Source organism: Arthrobacter sp. R4-81, from assembly GCF_054792365.1.
This window is the reverse complement of sequence record NZ_CP096445.1, coordinates 4,116,990-4,137,125: the sequence shown is the minus strand read 5'-3', so window position 1 is coordinate 4,137,125 and position 20,136 is coordinate 4,116,990. Positions and strand designations below refer to the sequence as shown.

The following is a 20,136-nucleotide window of genomic DNA, read 5'->3' as shown; positions in this document are numbered from 1 at the left end:
TATTGAAATGTGGCGCGACCCACAACAGCATGTTTCTTTTTCTGAGTTTGGATCCATTCCATAAGGGGGTTGAAGTGGATCAGATTTTTTTCCAGCGCCTTCAGGACCTCGTCCTGGACAGCAACGACGTCGGCGCTTTCCTGCAGGAGATGTCCGTGCTTTCTGCGGCATCCATTACCGAAGCAGCAGGATTTCCCGTCAGCTGTGCAGTAGCCCTTACCCGTATGCGTAAGTCCGTGACGGTGGCCGGCAGCTGCCCGGAGGTACGTCAACTGGACGAGATCCAGCAGGCCTTCGGGGACGGCCCGTGCCTCCAGGCTGTGCGGGAGTCCACTGTCGTGGTGGTACGTGATACCAGGACAGACACACGGTGGGGCCGCTACAATCAGCTGGTCGCTGATCGCGGCCAGCTGAGTATCCTCGGGGTCCCGTTGGCGCTCGAGCACGGGGCCACTGCCTCTTTGAGTTTCTTCGCCCCGGAAGCGGATGCCTTTACTGAGGAGATCATCCGCCAGTGCCAGACCTATGCCTGCCAAGGGGGGAAAGCGCTCAGGCTGGCCGTCAGGATAGGTGCCTCGCAGGAGCTCAGGGATGATGTCCTGGCCGCCATGAAGTCCCGGACCAGCATCAATCTGGCGTCCGGTATCGTCATGGGCCAAAGCCGGTGCACACAAGCCGAGGCAATATCAATCCTGACCAGGGTTTCCAATAACCGGAACGTCAAGCTCCGGGTTGTTGCCGAGGAGATCCTGCGGAACTACGACACCTCACTGTCAGGCGATAACAGCACGCACTTTGACTTCTGACGGGCTGCCGCAGGCTTACGGCAGCCCTGCAAACAAGGCGCAGTCATCCGGCGCTCCGGCTTCGGTACGGGGATATGCTGGAAGTGGGCTTGGGAGAGATGGAAGGTGGCGGAGTTGGTGCAATCGAGGCAGTCATGGTGGTAGGTCTTCCACTTGCCGACGAGCTTGCCGCCGTTTTCGCGAGGGCAAATGATCTTCTCCTTACCGAGGAGACGGTTTCCCGTGCCCTCGAACTCATTACTGCCGCAGCCCAGGCTGCAATACCTGGCGCAGTGGGTGCCGGTGTCACCCTGGTGGACGCCGCCGGACGGAAGCGGACCGCCGCGGCCTCTGATCCTTTGGTGGAGGCAGCCGATAACGCGCAGTACATTGTGGAAGAGGGTCCCTGTCTTCAGGCATGGGCCACCGGGAAGCCGGTGCTGGTTGAGAATGTCCGCACGGATACGCGATGGCCGGACTGGCTGGAAGCCGCTGCTGAGCTTGGGCTGGCGTCCGTAGTCAGTACGCCTCTGCTTGCGGGTGATTCGGTCCTTGGCGCTGTGAAGGTTTACGCCCGTGAGGCGAGCACCTTCGACGCGTCAAGCGTGGAGCTGATGGAACTTTTTGCCGCACAGGCCTCCATCTTCATCATCAACGTCCAGGCCCGGGAAAGCGCTCAGAGCCTCAGCGAGATGCTGCAGGATGCCTTGGCGGGGCGCGAAATGATTGCGGCGGCCAGAGGGGTCCTTATGGCGAGGTATGGGATGGATGAGGCCTCTGCCATGCAGCAGCTGCTGACAGAATCGCGGCGGGACCGGAAACCATTGCGCGAGATTTCAGCGGAACTGGTTTCTTCCACCCGCATAGCCGGCAGGTGATCGGGGGGTGCGCTTTGGCCCTGGGCAAAGACGAGGATGAGCAAAGGCTTCGGTTCGAAGAGACGCTGAGGGACGCGGACCTTCGGATTGAAGAGCTTTGGCTGAGGTATTTCAGCATTGGAGGGGTTGCAGGCCAGTTTGAAGTCGAGGCCTACATCCATGGAGCCATAGCCTTGCCGCCGCTTCAGCGTGACATCTTGAGCCATGCACTGAACGAACGCCTGGACGAGCTTGATTCCCGGGGTGGGCGCGCATCCTACAGCAGGGAATCAGAGGACGCCGGACGCGCCCACGACGACGGCGAACGTACGGAAAATGAGCCGGGGGACTCGGAGTAGACCGGGACCCGCGTAGACCGGGACCTCAATAAACTACCTGCGAGCATCGCCGGGCACCAGGGCTGCCAGTCAGGCCAGCTGCAGACCCGGCAGCGGGGATTGGGCAGGCAGAGGGCGCCGGGGACGCTCGGTGCGTATGGCGTCCTCGATCAGCGCAACGGGGCGGCGCCAGGCGTCAGAGCCGGGCTCCATGGTGTCCACTACCCCGATCAGCATGGCCAGCAGCCTGAAGAGGTCCGTAAGTGAAATGTCCTCGCGAAGTGTTCCTTGGCCCTGCCCCCGGCCCAGCAGGACACCCACAGACTCGATGAGCCCGCCGGTGATGCCGGTGAGCAGCTGCCTCCGCCCGGCAACAGCGCCGAGCAGATTGGCGTCCTCGCTGGCTGCGGTCATAAGGGCGTCTATGACGCTGAAGAGGCCTGCAGCGGCATCTTGTCCGGAGAGGGCCTCGTCGATGACGGGATCGACATGAAGCCGGAGCTGTCGGTTGAGAGCGGCCAACACCAGCTGTTCCTTGTCGGCGAAGTTCCGGAAAAGTGTTGCGGGTCCAACCCCGGCCGTTTCTGCAATGGTCTGAAGAGGAACGTCAGGACCATGCTCACGGAAACACTGCCTCGCGGCACTGATGATCTTATCTACATTGCGTGCAGCATCAGCACGGAGGGGCTTACGCTCTACTGCCACGTTCATTTTTCAAGGTTATGGGTTACTGATTGGTAGGCACTCTATATGACGCAGGGGGCATGAAACACTGGACGCATGTTGCTTGCATTCTCCGTCGCCCCTTCGGGCACGCCCGCCGGAGGAAACCCCGCTTCCTCTGCTGCTTCCTCTACTAACGCTGCTGACGGTTCCGTTCACGACGCCGTCGCCGCCGCCGTGAAAATCGTCCGGGAATCGGGACTTCCCCATCGGACGGACTCCATGTTCACCACCATTGAGGGTGAGTGGGACGAGGTTTTCGCTGTTGTAAAGGAAGCTACCGAAGCCGTGGGCCGTTTCGGCAGCAGGGTGTCCCTTGTCATCAAAGCGGATATCAGGCCAGGTTACTCCGGAGAATTGTCCGGCAAAGTTGAGCGCCTGGAAAAGGCCATCAGCGAAAGCCGATAAATCCCGTCATCCGCGTGCATGCTTCCGCGCGTGCCTGCAAACTGCCAGACTGGGCGGATGATCGAGCACAAGGCCGAGTCAAACTGGACCGCAGTGGAAGACTTCCTGACCGACGTCGTCGTCCATCCTGATCCTGGGCTTCAGCGGGCGGTGGTGTCCGCGGCCGCAGCGGGCATGCCCAGGATTGAGGTGGCACCCAACGCAGGGAAGCTGCTGAAGTTGCTCGTACAGCTGTCCGGTTCCCGGAATGTGCTGGAGATCGGCACCCTGGCCGGTTTCAGCACCATCTGGATGGCCCAGGGACTGCCCGACGACGGCCGGCTGGTGACGTGCGAATACCTCCAACGGCATGCCGAAGTTGCCCGGGCAAACGTGGACGCTGCAGGCGTGGGACACAAAGTGGAGATCCGTGTAGGCGCCGCGCTGGAGACTCTGCCCCTGCTGGAGGCTGAATCGCGGGGACCCTTTGATTTTGTCTTCATCGATGCAGACAAGGAAAACGATCCGCACTACCTTGACTGGGCAATCCGCCTTGGCCGGCCAGGAACCACCATCGTCATGGATAACGTGGTATGGGAAGGCGCTGTGCTGGAGCCCGAACTGGACAACGTCAACGCCCCCGGCATCCTTGATGCGCTGCACATCATGGGGGAGAACCCCCGGCTGGATGCGACTGTGATCCAAACCGTGGGCTCCAAGGGCTGGGACGGCTTCGCCCTTGCCGTGGTGAGGTAATCAGCTGACCCGGTAATCCCTTATCGCGAGATCATCACATTGCACAGTGCCCGCGGGAGGAGGGCTGAAACGGTGCGCCCGGGTCCACCCTCCCGGCGGTGGGCTCCCAGGACCAGCAGATCCGCGTTGGCTGACGCGGCGGCAAGCTCCCGGGAGATGGGGTGGCCTTGCCGAAGGATGCCGGAAACAGCCACATCTTCCGCCAATTCGCGGGCGGCTTCAACCGCATGGTCCACCAGCGCTTGCCCATGGAGCGGCGAGTGCCGGCCGTGAGGTTCGTGGTGGTGTCCGTTTTCTACGTCGACGTGGACCAGCTCCAGCGAGGTTTTCAATGCGCGCGCCATTCTGAGTGCGTCCACGATCACGGCTTCGCTGTTGGGTGCAGTGCTGAGCGCTGCCAGCACCGGCTCGCCTCCCCGGTGGGGATACCGCACAACCAGAAGGGGGCACGGCGAGTGCCCGGCGAGGTCCAGGCAGACTGAACCTGCCAGCTGGCCAACGATGCCGCCTATGCCCCGGTGCCCCACCACGAGCAGGCGGGCGTCCTTGGTGGCGTCCCTGAGTACCTGACCCGGGAGGCCTGCCTCGAAAACGCCTTCAACCTCCAATTCGCCCGATACCTCGTGCGCCAGGTCCACACCCTCCTGCAACGTAGCTTCAGCGGCATGGCGCAGCCCGCTGCCAGATACACCCTTGACGGGTCCGAGGGATTTGGTGAACACAGGCCACACCCAGGCGTGGATTATCCGCAGTTTCAGGTTCTGGTCAGCTGCATGTTCAGCTGCCCACCTGACAGCAAGCTGGGACTGTTCGGACCCGTCGAAACCCACCGCAAGGATGCGGTTCTCGTTCCATTCTGCGGCTCCCGGCATTGCGGCCTCCCTGGATTGCATCGGCGCGAAGGTGGAACCAAGTAAACGCCAAGAGCCGCAGGATTACTAGGGCAGAGGCCCATGCCTGATGATTTTTAGCGACTGGCACTGGCGACTAGCGGCCGCGGGGCCGGCCGTTGCCTTCCGCGCCGTTGTTTTTGCCTTCCTGCTGGCCGGCGTGCTGTTCGCGCAGTTCCCGTCCCTGGCGGATGTCTTCTTCTTCCTTTTCCTGCATTTTGTCGCTCTTTTTGGTGTCCCGGGGCGGCAGCTGGATGGTCTCCTCGGCCTCAATGCCCGCCTGGAGCTGCCGTCCGCGTTCCATCTCGGCGTCGAACTCTGCCCCAAAGAGGAGCGACATGTTCAGGATCCAGAGCCACAGCAGCAGTATGATGACGCCGCCGAGGGCGCCATAGGTCTTGTTGTAGTTGGCGAAGTTGGCGACATAGAAGGCGAAGCCGAGAGTAGCCAGGAACGACACCACGAGGGCAATGAACGAGCCCATGCTCATCCAGCGGAACTTGGGCTGCTTCACGTTGGGGGTGGCGTAGTACAGGATGGCAATGGCCACCACCACCAGGAGCACGATGACTGGCCACTTCAGGATGTTCCAGGTGGTCAGGAAGGCTCCGCCCAATCCAATGGCGCTTCCTACGGCCTCGGCAACAGGACCGCTGAGAACCAGCATGGCCGCGATCACCGCCACGAGAAGCACGGTCACGACGGTGACACCCAGCATTGTGCCGCGAAGTTTGACGACGCCGCGGCCTTCGTCGATCTCATAGATCCGGTTCATTGCCCTGCCGAAGGCTCCCACATATCCGGATGCAGACCAGAGGGCGGTCAGGACGCCGATGATCAGCGTGAAACCAGCAGCGGGGGAGTTGACCAGCTCCTCCACCGGTTGCCGGATGAAGTCGACCGTGCCGCCGGGCGCAATACCCTGCACAATATCCAGCAGGCCGGAAGTTGTCCTTTCCGCCTGGCCAAAAACACCTAGCAACGACACCAGCGCCAGCAGAGCAGGGAAAAGCGACAGCACACCAAAGTAGGTCAGGGCCGCAGCCAGGTCTTGGCATTGGTCCCTTGTGAACTCCCGGAGCGTCTTCCGTGCAATGTACTTCCAGGAGGGCTTGGTGACGTCGTCGGGACTGTCCGGTTTGCGCGGATCATCGGGGGCCGGGGCTGTTCGGGCCTTCGCTGTGCTGTTGTCAGCTGACTCGGTGCCTGCGTTTGAGCTGTTCTTCGCAGAGAAGTTGTTTCTGGCCATGGGAACGATCCTCAAATCTGCCGGATTTCCTTGTGGGGCGTTTTCGCTAGGAGTGAGGGGAAGAGTAAACGGCCAGGCCGGCCGGCCCGCGAATGCGGGCCGCCGGCCTGGCCGAACGCGGCATGCTCAGGCCTTCTGGACGTTGTCCTTGGCGTCTGTTGTTTTGTACTTGACGTCCTCCACTGCCATCTGGCCCTCGCCTTTGACGTGTTCGGTGGCCTCTGCCGCAGTAGTCTTGACGTTTTCCATGGCCTCCTGGGCAGGTTCCTTCAGTCCTTGGGCCATGTCCCTGGCTGTTTCCGTCAATTGCGTGGTCAGGGGTTCGGCGGCTGTCTTGACTTGCTGGGCCGCCTCACGTTCCTTCTCACTTGCCGGGATCAGTGAAGAGAGGAGCATTCCGGCGCCGAACGCGATCAGCCCGGCAGCGAGCGGATTACCCTGGGCTTTTGCCTTAACCTGCTGGGGTGCATCACTGATGGCGGCACCGGCGTCACTAAGGGCGGAGCCGCCGCCTTGCTGGGCTGAATGCATACGGTCAGCGGTGTTCTCGGCTGCTCCCATGACTTTCTCCTTAACTCCAAAAACGGCTTCCCTTACCTTGTCGGTCTGGCGGTGGACGATATTGGACGGTGTGACTTTGTCTGCCACGGCATCCACATTGGTGCCTAGCCGCGTGCGGGTTGCTTCTATGTCGGCGCGGATTGCGTCCGGGTTTTCGGTCATCGTGTGTCCTTGCTCGATCTAGGTATTTGGTTTCAGGGTGGGTGGAATCTCCTGGAGCGTTTCCGCTGTCTGTGGCATGCCCTTGATCGCCTTGAGTTCCTTGCGGCCCATGGACGCGAGGATGGCTGCGATGATGGCCCAGATTACGGCGACGACGACGGCGGACCAGCCGTGCCCGATCAGGTTGCCCAGTCCCCACCAGAGAGCCACGGAGAGGAACAGCAGGACGAAATGTCCGGCTACGCCGGCGCCGGCCAAAAGACCTGCACCTTTCCCGGCCCGGGTTCCTGACTGCTTGATCTCAGCCTTGGCCAACTCAACTTCCTGGCGCATCAGGGTGGAAATATCCCTGGTGACATCGCCCAGCAGATCGCCCAGTGAGGAGTTGTCCGCTTTCATGTGCGCCTCAGAGGGAGGAGGCTCCGGTACCTGGCTGCTCATCGACGCCCACCATCAAACGGATCGTCGCGGTATGGATCGTCAGTTGTGCCTCCCGATAAGGGGCTCTCACCAACGCGGTCGCCTGCCAGCGGGTCATCGGCCCACTGACCGCTCGTGGTTCCTGCGCCTTCCACGGGATTCGGCGGATACGTTTGGCCTCCAGTCCCTGTTGCGGCGCCTGCCGTGCTCGTTGTGGGAGCCGGATATTGGACCGGCGGTGGTGGAACTGCCATCCCTCCGGGCATTGGCTCAGCCATTCCGGTACTGCGACCGGTGCTGGTGCCCATTCCGGAATCAGCTGAACCGGCGGTCAAGCCCTTGGTCAAGCGGCCAGCCAGGACGCCTGCTCCGGCCGCGAGCAGGAGGAAGGTTCCCGGACGTTGGCGGGCAAAGGACTTTACTTCATCCAGCAGCGAGCCCGGATCCCTTGCTTCAAGCCAGGAAGCAACTGAGGAGGAGCGTTCTGCTGCCTGTCGGACCAGATCCGATGCAACACCCTGTTCATCAGGAGCCGAGGCCATGGAGTGCAGTTGGCTGGAAATGGAGCGCAGCCCGTCAGCTACTTTCTGCTGTTGGGTTCCTGCCTGGTCTCTCAGGTCGGACTTCGCTTGGTACAGCAGGTCCTTGGCGTTCGTCTTGACCTCTGTTGCAACATTTGATGCCTCAGTCTTTGCCGTTTCCGCCACATTCCTGGCAGAGTCGCTGGCCTGCCTGCCGACTTCCCCGGCCTCAGTCTTCATGGCGTCCTTTTTGGATGACCCGGTCTCCTCACCGGACTGCATCCCTGCGGAAGTGGTTGTTCCTGCTGGGTAAGCGGGGTCGTACGGGTCGGTCGATCGCGCATCGGCCGGAGCGGTGCCGTAGCTTCCGTCCTGCGGCCATTGGTTCTCTGTCATCTTCGCTCTCTTTCTCAAAAGGTCGGCTGCTGATCAAGAACCAGCATTACTGGCACTAAATAGTAAGCATGATTACTATCGAATAGTAAGTACCCTTTCTAAGATCTTTCAAGCGGACGGGTTGGGTACTGCTGAACAGTAAGGACGGCAATGAAAAATCGCCGGATCTTGCGCGAATTTGAAAGGGTTGAATATCCCATGGATGCAATGGCCTGGGTGTGGATCGTGATAGGAATCATCGTTGTGGCGGCGCTCGTTCTGGGACTGATGGCTGCCCGGAAGCGCAAAGAGGAACTACACCACAAGCACGTAGCCGAACAGCGTCAACAGGCGGACGAGATGCGCCGCAAGGCAGAAAATATCGAACTCGACGCCCGCGAGCGTGAGGCCAATGCCATCAAGGCCCGCGCAGATGCCGAACAGGCTCAGGTTGATGCCGAGAGGATGCGCCAGGAAGCTGAGAAACGTCAAAAGGAGGCTGAGTCGCTCCGCGATGAGTCGGCCGAACGGCGGCAGCGTGCTGATTCACTGGATCCCAACGTTGACTCAAAGAGCCGGCGGGATCAGGCCCCCGGCCGTGATCAGAGCCATGTTGAACATGGTGTTCCTGACCGGGGCCCTGCTGACCGCGATGCCGCTGACCGTGAAGCCAAAGACAGCGGCAGGCAGGACGACGGCGGCCGTTAGGGCACTGAAACAGGCCCCTCAGTAATGCCTGGCGGCTTGGCAGCCAGGCATTACTTGCGCTTAGGCCTGTTGCTACTGTCCGCCGGGCGTACGGAGCACCTGGCGACGTAAAGCCTCGCTTCGCAAGGCTCCACTGCGGACCGCCACCCTGCGCATCGCCTGCCTCCGAAGCCCAGCCGGTCCCGGTAGCGGCCGCGGGTGCATGGCGGGCGATGCTGCTACCCCCTGCCCCGAGCCGAGCCCTGCCAGTACTTCCCTGATGGCATCCAGTGAGGATACCTGGGGTGTCCAGCCGAGAACTTCCTTGGCCCGGGTGGTGTCCATGATGGGAGCCCCTTCCGCCATGTCCACCCAGCCGGCGTCGGTTCGTTGTAAATGGAGCCTCCAGCTGAGATCCGCTGCAGCGTGGACCATGCGTACAGGGATAGGCAACCAGCGCTTTGCGTGGAACAGCGCAGCCAACCCCTGTGGCGTCACCACGGGTTCGGCGGCAATATTGAAGGCGCCCTCCGCTCCGCGGTCAAGAACCCGCCAGTAGGCGTCAGCAACGTCGTCGGCGTGTGCGGCCTGGAAAACAAACTGTGGGGGAACGGGAAGGATGGGCGTCCTGGGTTTGCCCAGCAGGAGTTTCGGGATCAGCGGGCCGAGGAAGTACCTTCCGATCTCGGATCCCGCATCACGCTGGAAAGTCAGACCCGGCCTTAGCCTGGCCACGACAACGGCGGGGTTCTCTGCCATGAAGCTGTCCAGCAGGGCCTCCTGCTCCGCCTTGTGCCTGCTGTAGTGCGAGCCGGGGATGCCGCCAACCGGCCAGCTCTCGTCTACCCTGGATTCCTTGCTGGCCGCCCGGCTGTATGCGCCGATTGAGGAAGCGCACACGATTTGCTTTACGCCGGCATCCCTGGCTGCCCTGAGCATGTTTGCCGTGCCAGTCACGTTGGTGCGGTAGAGCCGGTCCAGATCGTGGTTTGGTTGAACCTGCCATGCGAGATGCACCACTGCATCTGCACCTTTGAGGGCCGCACTGAGCCGGTGTCCGTCTTCTTCTGCCCCAACATCCAGGGCGTGCCACAAAACGCCGTTAAATGGTGGCTTGGAGGAGTCGGGAACGCGTCTGCTCACTCCGACCAGTTCCAGATCAGGCCTGTCCGAACGCTCCTTTTGAAGCCTGCGCAGCACGGCCGTTCCAACATTGCCGCTGCCTCCTACGATAACGACGCGCATCTCGGATGGTCCTTCCGTTCAACTGGTGGCCAGGCTCCAGAAGTGCCAATGGCACCGTTCCCAGGTTCAGACAAGTTCTTCGAATAACGCTACCGGGCATTGTTTAATAAGCAACCTTATGGTTCGCTACTGATAAGTCTTGCCACGGGCTTTTCGAACGCTCCAGCACGAAGGAACGAACGACATGCGGGAAACCCAGCCTTCCCTGCCGTTGCTCCCGGCAACCGGACGAAGCACCCGGCCGGCACAAAACCGGCCTGTACATGCCCGGCCTGCGCACACCCAGCAACGGCACAATCAGCCGGCGCACAATCAGCCGACGCTCAGCCAGCCGGCGCACAATCAGCCGGGGCACAATCAGCCGGGGCACAACCAGCCGCGACAGAACCAGCAAGGCCAGATTCAACTCACGTTCCAGAATCACCTGGTTCTCACCTACCTGGACCTGGCGGAGTCCCTCGCCGCAAGGTTTGTCTCCAGGGGGCGCGAACGGGCGGACCTGAATCAGGTTGCCTACCTGGGCTTGGTGAAGGCCGCGCGGGGCTTCGATGAGAGCCGGGGCGGGAGTTTCCCCGCTTATGCGACCCCCACCATCACTGGTGAACTCAAACGATACTTGCGGGACCGGTGCTGGGTGGTTCGGCCACCGCGTCACATCCAGGACCTTCGCACGGAGATCCTGCGGACCGAGCCGCTGCTGTCGCAGAGGCTGCGAAGGACGCCCACGGACGCCGAAATCGCCCGGGAACTGGGTGCCGACGTCGCCTCTGTCCGGGAAGCGTTGGCTGCCTCAGCCAGCTTGCGTCCGGACTCCCTGGATGCAGTAGATGTGCACGGTGATGCGCCGCCTCCCGTTGAGATGCTTGTTTCTCCGGATGCCTCCCCTGAGCGGCTCGAGGAACTTCTGAGCCTCAGCGAAGCCATCCAGGAACTCAGCGAAGCGGACCGGCAGCTGCTGTACCGGCGCTATTTCCTGGAAGAGTCACAAAGTGAACTGGGCCAGAGAGTGGGGATGACCCAAATGCAGGTCTCGCGACGGCTCTCAAAGATTCTGGTCCAGCTTCAGCAACGGCTGCTCGACGGCGACGTTCACAGCAGGCCCAGGCCGCGGACGGCCTCCAGCACCTCCTGACTGGTCACGCCCAGAATTGCGGGGTCAGGATCAGCGGCAAAGGTGTCTCCACGTCTTGCCTCTGCCTTGGTCAGCACTACATGCGGGCCCGGCGGGGGGCCCCAGATCTCGGGTGGCGCGGGGCCGAACAGCACCACTGACGGCCTGCCGTAAGCGGAGGCCAGGTGTGCTGCCCCGGTGTCGGCCGAGATGACCAGCCGGGCGTCGGCCACGGTTGCAGCGAACTGGCTCAGTGTCAGTTGCCCAGCTACCACCGCAGTAGCGGCGAGGCCAGCCCTGCGGCAGACCATCAACGCCCGCTCGCGTTCGGCTGAGCTTCCTGTAAAAAGGATGCTGTGCCCTGAGGCCGCCAGCTTCCAGGCCACGGAAGCGAACCTGTCGACAGGCCAGAGCCGGCTGCCGTAGGCCGCGCCTACATGAATTACGGTGGCATCGGGCGTATCTGTATGCACTGCCGGACGGTTGAGGCGAAAGTCCAAGGGGTCAGCCTCGATGCCATGCCACTGCAGCAGCCGCGTCCACCGCTCCCGCTCATGGAGATCAGGTTGCCACCGCGGCCCGGCCCTGCGCTCGGAGACGTGGGAAATGGTGTGGCGGGCCCTGAGTTCTTCTATACGCTCTTGGCTTTCCGGGCCGCTTCCGTGCAGGTTGACTGCTACATCCACGGTGCCGGGCTCGACCGCAATCGGCTCGTCCAGCCCATGGGTCGGCAGAAGTTCAAAACCACCGACGAGCTGGAGTGCCTCGGTCAGCCAGCCCTGGGCAGCATAGCGAAGACGGTGGTCAGGGAAGGCGCGGCGCAACGCGTGCAACGCCGGCACCGCAACCAGCAGGTCTCCGAGTTTGAGGGCCCTCAACACCAGCAGTTCAGGCTTGTCTTGCTGCACCGAATGACCGTTCAATCCGTGTCCTTTCCCCAAGCTTGGAGTCTAGCTCCAAGAGAAGTACTGCCCGACTTGTTTAGCAAGGACTGTAACGGGGAACGGACTGGATATGGGAAGTGACAACTCATTACCGCTTCGGGCTGTCCTGTTCGACCGGGACGGCACGCTGGTACAGGACGTGCCCTACAACGGGAACCCGGACCTGGTGGAACCCATGGGTCATGCCGCCCTTGTTTTGCGGGAGCTGCGCGCACTGGGCCTGGCCACCGGCGTCATCAGTAACCAATCCGGAATTTCCCGTGGTCTCTTGACCCAAAGCCAGGTCAGCAGCGTCAATTCGCGCATCGAGGAGCTGCTGGGGCCCTTCGATGTCTGGGAGATCTGTCCGCATGCGCCCGAGGACGGCTGTGGCTGCAGGAAGCCGGCCCCCGGAATGCTCATTGCCGCCTGCCGCCGCCTGGGAATCTCACCGGGGGAGGCGGCTTACATAGGCGACATCGGCTCTGATCTGGATGCCGCGGTAGCCGCTGGTGTCAGGGGTGTCCTTGTCCCGACGCCGGCGACCCGTACCGAAGAGGTGGAAGCCGCCGTCGGGAACGTTGCCGCCGACCTTAGCGCTGCAATCCGGATGCTCCTGGACGGTCCGCCGTGAGCCGCGTCCTGGTGGCCCGCCTCGACAGCGTTGGCGACGTCCTGCTCGCGGGTCCTGCCGTTCGGGCAGTTGCCCATGGCCGGCGCTCGGGCGCCGGACGGGCCAACGACGTTGTCATGCTGTGCGGGCCCCAGGGCGAAGCGGCGGCGTCCATTCTTCCCGACGTCACCGAGGTCTTCAGCTGGGCGTGCCCTTGGATCGCCAATCCTGCCCCACCCGTGAGCGCACGGCACCTGGACACCCTTACCGACTTCATCCGGCACTCAAGGATTACAGAAGCCGTCATCCTCACGTCCTTTCATCAATCTCCGCTGCCGCTGGCACTGCTGCTGCGCCTGGCCGGAGTCACCCGCATCACGGGCGCCTCAACGGACTATCCCGGCTCTCTCCTGGATGTCAGGCTTCGGCCGGGCGAAGATTTTCCCGAGGATCAACCTGAGGCCGAGCGTGCCCTTGGCATCGCACGCGCCGCCGGATTCGAACTACCCCCGGGCGACGACGGCAAGCTCAAAGTGGTTCCCGTCCCCGACGTCACGGACCTTGTGGGGGAGGAGCCGTACATCGTGGTGCATCCGGGGGCAACAGCGCCTGCACGCGCCTGGCCGCCGCTGCATCATGCTGCTGCCGTGGAACTGCTCGAAGGTGCAGGTCACAGGGTGGTGGTGACCGGCGCTCAGGGTGAAAGGGCGCTGACGGCAACTGTCGCAGGGCCGTCCGGGATCGACCTCGGCGGCCGCACCGACCTGCGGACCCTGTCCGGTGTCCTAGCCCGGGCCAAGGCCGTAGTGACCGGAAACACCGGACCGGCGCACCTTGCCGCGGCTGTGGGAACACCGGTGGTTTGCCTCTTTTCCCCCGTGGTTCCCGCCGTCCGCTGGGCCCCCTACGGAGTTCCGCTGGAGCTGCTGGGTGACCAAAACGCCGCCTGCAGGCTCAGCAGGGCAAGGGAATGTCCGGTACCAGGGCATCCCTGCCTCAGCTCGGTAGCGCCTGAGCAGGTGGCGGATGCTGTGGAACGGCTGATCAGCGGAGTGTCTTCCCTCAGTACCCGGCGAAAGGTCTGGCATCCATGAGAATCCTGATGTGGCATGTTCACGGCTCCTGGACGGACGCGTTCGTCCGCGGACGCCACGAGTACCTCCTGCCGGCCCTTCCCGAAGGAGGTCCATGGGGGCTGGGCCGCGCAGGCAGGAACTGGCCTGCCTCGGTGGCTGAAGTCACATTGGCCACGTTGGACGCGGACAGCATTGACGCCGTCGTGCTCCAACGGCCTGAAGAGATTGACGAAGTCCAGCGTGTTCTGGGCCGCAGGCCCGGCACGGAGCTTCCGGCTGTGTATGTGGAACACAACACACCGAAGGGTGACGTGCCATGGACTAGCCACCCGCTCTCTGGCCAGAACAACATTCCAATCGTCCATGTAACCCATTTCAACGACCTCTTCTGGGACAGCGGGGCGGCCCCCACCGTGGTGATTGAGCACGGCATCCCGGATCCGGGCTACCTCTACACAGGGGAGACCCCGGATCTGGGCGTCGTGGTCAATGAACCTGTGCGCCGTGGAAGGGTGACAGGCACTGACCTGTTGGCACGATTTGCGTCGGTCGCTCCCCTTCAGGTGTTCGGCATGGGCGGAGACGGGCTGCCGGCTGAAACGGGAATCTATCCGTCGCGGTTGAAGCTTCGCGGGGACTTGCCGACGCCCTCCCTCCACCGTGAACTGGCTCGCTGCCGCGTCTACCTGCATCCGATGCGCTGGACATCTCTGGGACTGTCACTGCTGGAGGCGATGCATCTCGGCATGCCCGTGCTTGCCTTGGCCACGACGGAGGCAGCCCGCGCGGTTCCTCCTGGGGCCGGCGTCGCTTCAACCGAGGTTGAGGAGCTCCGGCGCTGGGCGCACAGGCTGATCCTTGATCCCGAGGAAGCACGGCGGATGGGAGCGGCGGCGCGGGAGGCGGCCCTGGCGAACTACAGCCTGGATGCCTTCCTCGCTGCCTGGGACGAGTTGCTGGACAGCCTTCCGTGCCGGCGTTTCCGGAGGGGACAAGTACTTGTTCCGGCGCAAGAGAGGAAAATGCAATGAGAATATCCATGGTGTCAGAGCACGCGAGTCCTCTGGCCGCGCTGGGCGGAGTGGACGCGGGCGGGCAGAACGTCCATGTCGCAGCTCTCTCAACTGCTCTTTCCCGCCGCGGCCATCACGTCACTGTTTACACGCGCCGCGATGCCGCCGATCTGCCGGCCAGGGTCAGGATTATGCCTCGCCTCGAAGTGGTCCATGTTGATGCGGGTCCGGCGAAGCACGTTCCCAAGGATGAATTGCTCCCCTTTATGGGCAAGCTGGCCGACGGGATTGCACAGGACTGGGGAAGCCGGCGTCCCGACGTGGTCCATGGGCATTTCTGGATGTCCGGACTGGCTTCGCTGGATGCAGCCAGAAGGGGAGACGCAGGCCTGCACGTGCCCGTGGTTCAAACCTTCCATGCCCTGGGAACAGTCAAACGACGCCACCAGGGCGCCCAGGACACCAGCCCTGCAGAGCGCGAGTGGCTGGAACCGTACGTGGGCCGGGCCGCTGACAGGATCATCGCCACGTGCTCGGACGAAGTTTTCGAGCTGAAGGCCATGGGGATCAACACCGGGAAAATCTCAATTGCTCCCTGCGGCGTGGACCTGGAGCTGTTTTCCGCCACAGGCGACTCCGAAACGCGGCCCCGTACCTACCGCATCCTCTCCGTAGGGCGCCTGGTTCCGCGTAAGGGGGTGGATCTGGTGATTCAGGCCTTGCCGCTCCTTCGCGCCGCTGGATTCGACGACGTCGAACTGCTGATTGTGGGCGGCGAGGGTGACGCAGCCGTCACCGGTGCCGATCCGGAAGGCAGCCGGCTCATGGCCGTTGCCCAGGAGCTTGGAGTGGCGAATCAGGTGAGCCTCCGCGGGCAACTGCCCAGGGAGGTTATGCCGGGAATCCTGCGCAGCGCCGACGCCGTGGTCTGCACACCCTGGTATGAGCCGTTTGGAATTGTGCCGCTGGAAGCCATGGCCTGCGGTGTTCCTGTTGTGGCTGCTGCTGTAGGCGGGCTGAGGGACACAGTGGTGGACCGCAAGACAGGACTGCACGTGCCACCGAAGGATCCGGAAGCCATTGCGGCTGCGGTGGCGGAACTGCTCGGGGCCCCGGGGCTGCGCTCCGACCTTGGCAAGGCCGGGGAGAAGCGTGCCAGGTCCCGCTATTCCTGGGACAGGGTGGCAGCGGAATCGGAGAAGGCCTATCAACAGGCAATGGCAGGAAACGCCGCATCCCGTCAGCTGGAGCATGTGAAAGGAGCAGCGCTGTGACTACTGAATGGAAGGTCAAGGAGGGTGCCGTTCCGGCATTGCTTCCGTTCCCACCCTTGGCAACCGTGCCCTTGGTGGATAGCAACGGCAATCAGTCACTGGCGGCTGTGCAGGCTCACCTGCAGAATGTCCTCCCGGCCTTGGAATCCCTGCGCGGCCAGGCCGATCGGCTCGCTTCCTGGGGGCAGGAGCTGGCGCAGCGGCTGCTGCGCGGCCAGCGGCTTCTCGCCGCCGGCAACGGCGGTTCGGCTGCCGAGGCCCAGCACCTGACGGCCGAGCTGGTAGGAAGGTTCGACGGCGAGAGGGTGCCGTTTTCGGCCATCAGCCTGCATGCGGAGACGTCGGCCGTGACAGCCATTGCCAATGATTACGGGTTTGAGGAGCTCTTCGCCCGCCAGGTCAGGGCCCATGGCAGGTCAGGGGATGTGCTGATCCTGCTCTCGACGAGCGGCAAAAGCCCCAACCTCCTGAGGGCTGCTGAAACCGCCGCCGCCCTGAACATCAGCACATGGGCCTTGACAGGACCTGGCCCCAATCCCCTCTCGGAAGCCTGCGATGAAGCGGTGGTTGTTGACGCCATTTCAGCCAATGCGCAGGAGGGGCATTTGATTGCACTGCACGCAATCTGCCGGGCGTTTGACGCTGAGGTATCGAGGCGGGCAGCGGGCTTTACGGCCGGCTCTCCTGCGCACTTTCGGTCCGGGGAGGTCCGGCCGTGAGGATAGTGGTGGTGGGGGATGTGCTGCTGGACGTTGATCTCGCCGGCCACGCCACGCGTCTGTGCCCGGACGCCCCAGTTCCCGTAGTGGACGTTGGGTCTGTCCAGCGCCGGGCCGGGGGTGCAGGGCTCGTGGCGAAGATGCTGGCCGCTGACGGGCATCACGTCACCCTGGTGACTGTCCTGTCCGACGACGAATCCGCCTCGCATCTGGAACGTGCCCTGGACGGAGTCACCGTCATCGCCGGACCGTCGGGAGCGCCGACGCCGGTCAAGACCAGGGTGCGGGCCGACGGCCACCCCGTTGTCCGCTTTGACGAGGGCTGCGAGCCCCCACCGGTGCCTGCGGTCACCCAACCGATGCTGCACGCTCTCGAACAGGCCAAGGCGATTGTGGTGGCGGACTACGGCAGGGGACTGACGGCCGCGCCGGAGCTTCGGATGGTCCTGGAGTCCCTGGCTTCGCAGATCCCCATCGTCTGGGACCCGCATCCGGCAGGGACCCAGCCTGTCCACGGCGTCCAGGCCGTGACCCCCAACCTGAGTGAAGCCCGTGGTTTCTCGGCACGGCCAGGGGAGCTCACGGGCAGTGAGCCCAAGGGTGGTGAACGAAGCGAAGACCCCGGGTACATTGCGGCGGCACTCTTGCGGAACTGGCACAGTAAAGCGGTGCTGGTGACGATGGGGGCGCGCGGAGCCGTGCTCGTGCGGGAGGACGGCAGGCCTGCCTTGACCATTCCCGCGCCCGCAACCTCAGTGTCAGACCCCTGCGGTGCCGGCGACCGCTTGGCCGCCAGCCTCGTTGTGCACCTGCTGGCCGGCCACAATGTGGATGATTCCGCTGTCCTGGCCGTCCGGGAGGCAGCAGCGTTCCTCGGAGCAGGCGGCGTTGCCACTCTGGCGGGGGAACGCCAACCCGTGAAGCTGCACGGCAGCGGTACCGATGCCCTGGCCCTTGCCCGCAATGTGCACGAGGCGGGCGGGACTGTGGTTGCTACAGGGGGCTGCTTCGACCTGCTGCATGCTGGTCATACACGGGCGCTCGCCGCTGCACGGAAGTTGGGGGATTGCCTGATTGTGTGCCTGAACTCGGATGAATCAGTACGCCGCATCAAGGGCGAGCACCGGCCCATCATCAGCCAGGAGGACCGAACAGAGATGCTCCTTGCCCTCGAATATGTGGACGCCGTGATGGTGTTCGATGAGGACACGCCCATGCTATGCCTGGACAAGCTGCGGCCGGATCTATGGGTCAAGGGCGGAGACTATGACGTCACGGAATTGCCGGAAGCAGCGCTCGTTGAAAGCTGGGGCGGGCGGTGCACCACCGTTCCTTACCACCCTGCCAGATCGACGTCGAACCTTGCGGAAGCGCTCTTGAAAGTTGGCTGAGCGCCCCACTTTTCACCAACGGAAGGAAAACCATGACTGCAGAATCAATGCGCCCCTGCCGCGTACTGGTGACGGGGGGAGCCTCCGGACTCGGTGCCGCCGTCGTCGACGCCGTCCTGAAAGCCGGCGGGACCCCCGTGGTGCTGGACCGCGACATCAGCAACGTCTCGGCCGTAAAGGCTTACGAAGTGGACGTCTCTGACCGGAGGGCAGTCGAGGAGGCGGTGCGGCAGGCGGCGGAGACCCTTGATGGACTTGATGCCGTGGTCACCGCTGCCGGGATTGACCGCTGCGGAAAACTGGAGGACGTGGCCGCGGAGGATTGGGAGAAGGTCATCGGGGTCAATCTATTGGGTACGGTCTCTGTTGTCCGCGCAGCCCTGCCGTACCTGAAGGCGTCCCGAGGCAGGGCGGTGACCGTCGCGTCCACCCTGGGAAAGCGGGCGCTGCCTGAGGCCTCGGCCTACTGCGCCTCAAAGTTCGGAGTGGTGGGCTTCAGCCACGCTCTGGCAGCCGAGACGGGCGGCGAGATAGGGGTCACCACCATGATCCCAGGCGGAATGAAAACCAGATTCTTCGATGACCGTCCGGAACAGTACAAACCCCAGGACGACTCCCGCTTGAATGATCCGGCCAATGTGGCACAGGCCATTCTTTTTGTGCTGTCCCAGCCTCAAGGATGTGAAATCCGGGAGATGCTCATCTGCCACGAAGACGAGGGCTCCTGGCCGTAAGGCCCCGAACGTCCTCATAGACTGCGGTGACCGCAACCTCCTCCACCAGGGAGTCGTTATGGCTGCAGCGGGGGGCCGTCCAGCCGACCTGGGTCACATCAATCCCGCAACTTGGACATTTCGTGGTCCAGGAGGCATGCACGCGGTGGAGGCTCCGGCCCAGAGCGCCGGCGTTGATAACGTTTCCTGCCCAGTAAATGCCGACAGTGGGAGCGCCTAACGCCTGAGCCAGGTGCCGGGGCCCGCTATCATTGGCCACCATCACGGTGCATCTGGCCAGCAGTGCTGCCAGTCCGGACACATCAAGCTCGCCTGCTACTGACCTGACCATCCCGGGGGAGGAGACGGCGGCGAGTTCCCTGATCCGTTCAGCGAGTGGTTGCTCACTCGAATCGCCCACGATCAGCACCTGGCATCCATCAGCCGCGCAGGCCGCGGCCAGTTCCGCGAACCGTTCGGCAGGCCAACGCCGCCGAGGATCCGTAGCGCCGGGGTGGATCACAACCAGCGCCTGGGCCTCGTTGTTCACCAGGGCCTCATCCACGCTGGCGGACGGGGCCAGTCTCGCCTCAAGGTCAACGGGAGGGGCTCCTGCAAAGCCCGCCACCTCCAACGCGCGGAGCGGCTCATTCTGGTAATAGAGGTAGGGGACTGTGCGCTCCAGGCTTGCCGCGTCCACTGTCCGCGTGCCCACCGTGTGGCGGGCTCCCAGCCGCAGCAGGAACGGATTGGAGTAGCGTCCTCCTCCGTGGAGCTGCACGGCGAGGTCAAACTCTTCTGCACGCATCTCAGCAAAAAAGCGTTCCAACCCTTCCGGGTCCTCTTCGCCCGGACGGACCCCTTCTGCATAGGGCAGGATGCGCACACTATCGATGGGCCCGACAGTCGCCTCGACCACCTGCTGATGGATTGGCGTTCCAAGCAGGGTGACTTCCGCCCCGGGATAGGCAGTTTTGAGCGCGGCGATGGCGGGAACGGCGAACAGCAGATCCCCGAGCCCGCCTCCGCGGAGCACAGCAATCCTCGAGATTCCCTCGAACTTTTCCAGGACGGGGCCAACTCCGGTTCCAACAATGCCCGCTCCACCAAAATCTGCCGTCAGCTGCTCCACTCTGCTCTCCTTATGCTGCTGATCGTCTCTTTGGAGGGCTTGGCCGCCGCTCCCCGTGGAGCCACCATACGGCCCTTCAGCGGCCTCTGGCTACTGGCAAAGTACCCTCCCGTTCCGCTCCAAAATGAGTCTCTGTTTCGGTGTCTAAAGGGCATGATGAAGGGGTACGGAAACGGGATAAGAACGTCTTGCAGACCCACTGCTTCCCACCCCTT

At 63.2% G+C, this 20,136-nt stretch carries 23 protein-coding genes; 14 read left to right on the top strand and 9 right to left on the bottom strand.

Going from position 1 to position 20,136, the window contains the following annotated elements; all coding sequences use genetic code 11:
- The first annotated feature begins 74 nt into the window (after positions 1-74).
- From M1E05_RS19085 to M1E05_RS19075, 3 genes are all read left to right on the top strand, one after another.
- Positions 75-806 carry a GAF and ANTAR domain-containing protein gene (locus M1E05_RS19085; protein WP_461163894.1) on the top strand — a complete coding sequence of 244 codons (732 nt, stop codon included), beginning with the start codon at positions 75-77 and terminating at the stop codon, positions 804-806.
- Between the two features lie 98 nt (positions 807-904).
- Entirely contained in the window at positions 905-1,663 is a 759-nt protein-coding gene (locus M1E05_RS19080; protein WP_458114610.1) for a GAF and ANTAR domain-containing protein, read from the top strand.
- Positions 1,664-1,677: 14 nt separating this feature from the next.
- Positions 1,678-2,001 carry a hypothetical protein gene (locus M1E05_RS19075; RefSeq protein ID WP_458113024.1) on the top strand — a complete coding sequence of 108 codons (324 nt, stop codon included), beginning with the start codon at positions 1,678-1,680 and terminating at the stop codon, positions 1,999-2,001.
- Between the two features lie 69 nt (positions 2,002-2,070).
- Here the strand turns inward: M1E05_RS19075 and M1E05_RS19070 are convergent, their stop codons facing one another.
- Positions 2,071-2,691, bottom strand: coding sequence for a TetR/AcrR family transcriptional regulator (locus M1E05_RS19070; protein ID WP_458113025.1), 621 nt, complete (start codon positions 2,689-2,691; stop codon positions 2,071-2,073).
- 69 nt (positions 2,692-2,760) lie between these two features.
- On the opposite strand from M1E05_RS19070, the gene M1E05_RS19065 reads away from it, so the two are divergent.
- Both M1E05_RS19065 and M1E05_RS19060 read left to right on the top strand, forming a co-directional pair.
- Entirely contained in the window at positions 2,761-3,111 is a 351-nt protein-coding gene (locus tag M1E05_RS19065; protein WP_458113026.1) for a thiamine-binding protein, read from the top strand.
- A 57-nt stretch (positions 3,112-3,168) separates the two neighbouring features.
- Complete coding sequence (locus M1E05_RS19060; protein WP_458113027.1) at positions 3,169-3,846, top strand: O-methyltransferase; 678 nt, start codon at positions 3,169-3,171, stop codon at positions 3,844-3,846.
- A 20-nt stretch (positions 3,847-3,866) separates the two neighbouring features.
- On the opposite strand, the gene M1E05_RS19055 is transcribed toward M1E05_RS19060, so the two are convergent.
- The 5 genes from M1E05_RS19055 to M1E05_RS19035 form a co-directional block, all read right to left on the bottom strand.
- On the bottom strand, positions 3,867-4,718 hold the full coding sequence (locus tag M1E05_RS19055) for a universal stress protein (RefSeq protein WP_458113028.1): 852 nt from the start codon (positions 4,716-4,718) through the stop codon (positions 3,867-3,869).
- A gap of 115 nt (positions 4,719-4,833) precedes the next feature.
- Positions 4,834-5,985: a YihY/virulence factor BrkB family protein gene (locus M1E05_RS19050; protein ID WP_458113029.1), complete on the bottom strand. Its 1,152-nt coding sequence runs from the start codon at positions 5,983-5,985 to the stop codon at positions 4,834-4,836.
- A gap of 126 nt (positions 5,986-6,111) precedes the next feature.
- Positions 6,112-6,708, bottom strand: coding sequence for a DUF3618 domain-containing protein (locus M1E05_RS19045; protein ID WP_458113030.1), 597 nt, complete (start codon positions 6,706-6,708; stop codon positions 6,112-6,114).
- Between the two features lie 18 nt (positions 6,709-6,726).
- Positions 6,727-7,149 carry a phage holin family protein gene (locus M1E05_RS19040; RefSeq protein WP_458113031.1) on the bottom strand — a complete coding sequence of 141 codons (423 nt, stop codon included), beginning with the start codon at positions 7,147-7,149 and terminating at the stop codon, positions 6,727-6,729.
- Positions 7,146-8,045 (bottom strand): hypothetical protein, encoded by a 900-nt coding sequence (locus tag M1E05_RS19035; RefSeq protein ID WP_461163893.1) that lies wholly within the window; start codon positions 8,043-8,045, stop codon positions 7,146-7,148. Before M1E05_RS19035 ends, M1E05_RS19040 begins: the two co-directional genes overlap by 4 nt.
- Before the next feature lie 150 nt (positions 8,046-8,195).
- On the opposite strand from M1E05_RS19035, the gene M1E05_RS19030 reads away from it, so the two are divergent.
- The gene (locus tag M1E05_RS19030) at positions 8,196-8,732 is read left to right on the top strand and encodes a hypothetical protein (RefSeq protein ID WP_461163892.1); all 537 of its coding nucleotides are present in this window, start codon (positions 8,196-8,198) and stop codon (positions 8,730-8,732) included.
- Positions 8,733-8,804: 72 nt separating this feature from the next.
- Here M1E05_RS19030 and M1E05_RS19025 read toward each other — a convergent pair whose 3' ends face one another.
- Complete coding sequence (locus M1E05_RS19025; protein WP_458113034.1) at positions 8,805-9,956, bottom strand: NAD-dependent epimerase/dehydratase family protein; 1,152 nt, start codon at positions 9,954-9,956, stop codon at positions 8,805-8,807.
- 184 nt (positions 9,957-10,140) lie between these two features.
- Here M1E05_RS19025 and M1E05_RS19020 point away from each other — a divergent pair, with 184 nt between their 5' ends.
- Positions 10,141-11,088 carry a sigma-70 family RNA polymerase sigma factor gene (locus M1E05_RS19020; RefSeq protein WP_461163891.1) on the top strand — a complete coding sequence of 316 codons (948 nt, stop codon included), beginning with the start codon at positions 10,141-10,143 and terminating at the stop codon, positions 11,086-11,088.
- On the opposite strand, the gene M1E05_RS19015 is transcribed toward M1E05_RS19020, so the two are convergent.
- Positions 11,046-12,008: a glycosyltransferase family 9 protein gene (locus M1E05_RS19015; RefSeq protein WP_461163890.1), complete on the bottom strand. Its 963-nt coding sequence runs from the start codon at positions 12,006-12,008 to the stop codon at positions 11,046-11,048. The two genes, M1E05_RS19020 and M1E05_RS19015, sit on opposite strands and share 43 nt — an antisense overlap.
- 73 nt (positions 12,009-12,081) lie before the next feature.
- Between M1E05_RS19015 and M1E05_RS19010 the strand changes: the two genes are divergently transcribed.
- The 7 genes from M1E05_RS19010 to M1E05_RS18980 are packed head-to-tail and all read left to right on the top strand — an operon-like array spanning position 12,082 to position 18,810.
- Positions 12,082-12,624: a D-glycero-alpha-D-manno-heptose-1,7-bisphosphate 7-phosphatase gene (locus M1E05_RS19010; protein WP_458113037.1), complete on the top strand. Its 543-nt coding sequence runs from the start codon at positions 12,082-12,084 to the stop codon at positions 12,622-12,624.
- A complete protein-coding gene (locus M1E05_RS19005) occupies positions 12,621-13,697 on the top strand; it encodes a glycosyltransferase family 9 protein (protein ID WP_458113038.1) in 1,077 nt (358 codons plus the stop codon). The genes M1E05_RS19010 and M1E05_RS19005 overlap by 4 nt, the downstream gene beginning before the upstream one ends.
- Entirely contained in the window at positions 13,694-14,710 is a 1,017-nt protein-coding gene (locus M1E05_RS19000; RefSeq protein ID WP_461163889.1) for a glycosyltransferase, read from the top strand. The genes M1E05_RS19005 and M1E05_RS19000 overlap by 4 nt, the downstream gene beginning before the upstream one ends.
- Positions 14,707-15,966: a glycosyltransferase gene (locus M1E05_RS18995; protein ID WP_458113040.1), complete on the top strand. Its 1,260-nt coding sequence runs from the start codon at positions 14,707-14,709 to the stop codon at positions 15,964-15,966. The genes M1E05_RS19000 and M1E05_RS18995 overlap by 4 nt, the downstream gene beginning before the upstream one ends.
- Positions 15,967-16,022: 56 nt before the next feature.
- Positions 16,023-16,685 carry a D-sedoheptulose-7-phosphate isomerase gene (locus M1E05_RS18990; protein ID WP_458114611.1) on the top strand — a complete coding sequence of 221 codons (663 nt, stop codon included), beginning with the start codon at positions 16,023-16,025 and terminating at the stop codon, positions 16,683-16,685.
- Positions 16,682-18,076 carry a PfkB family carbohydrate kinase gene (locus M1E05_RS18985; protein WP_458113041.1) on the top strand — a complete coding sequence of 465 codons (1,395 nt, stop codon included), beginning with the start codon at positions 16,682-16,684 and terminating at the stop codon, positions 18,074-18,076. Before M1E05_RS18990 ends, M1E05_RS18985 begins: the two co-directional genes overlap by 4 nt.
- A 32-nt stretch (positions 18,077-18,108) precedes the next feature.
- Positions 18,109-18,810, top strand: coding sequence for an SDR family oxidoreductase (locus M1E05_RS18980; protein ID WP_461163888.1), 702 nt, complete (start codon positions 18,109-18,111; stop codon positions 18,808-18,810).
- On the opposite strand, the gene M1E05_RS18975 is transcribed toward M1E05_RS18980, so the two are convergent.
- Entirely contained in the window at positions 18,776-19,921 is a 1,146-nt protein-coding gene (locus M1E05_RS18975) for a glycosyltransferase family 9 protein (RefSeq protein WP_458113043.1), read from the bottom strand. The genes M1E05_RS18980 and M1E05_RS18975 overlap by 35 nt on opposite strands.
- Positions 19,922-20,136: the final 215 nt, after the last annotated feature.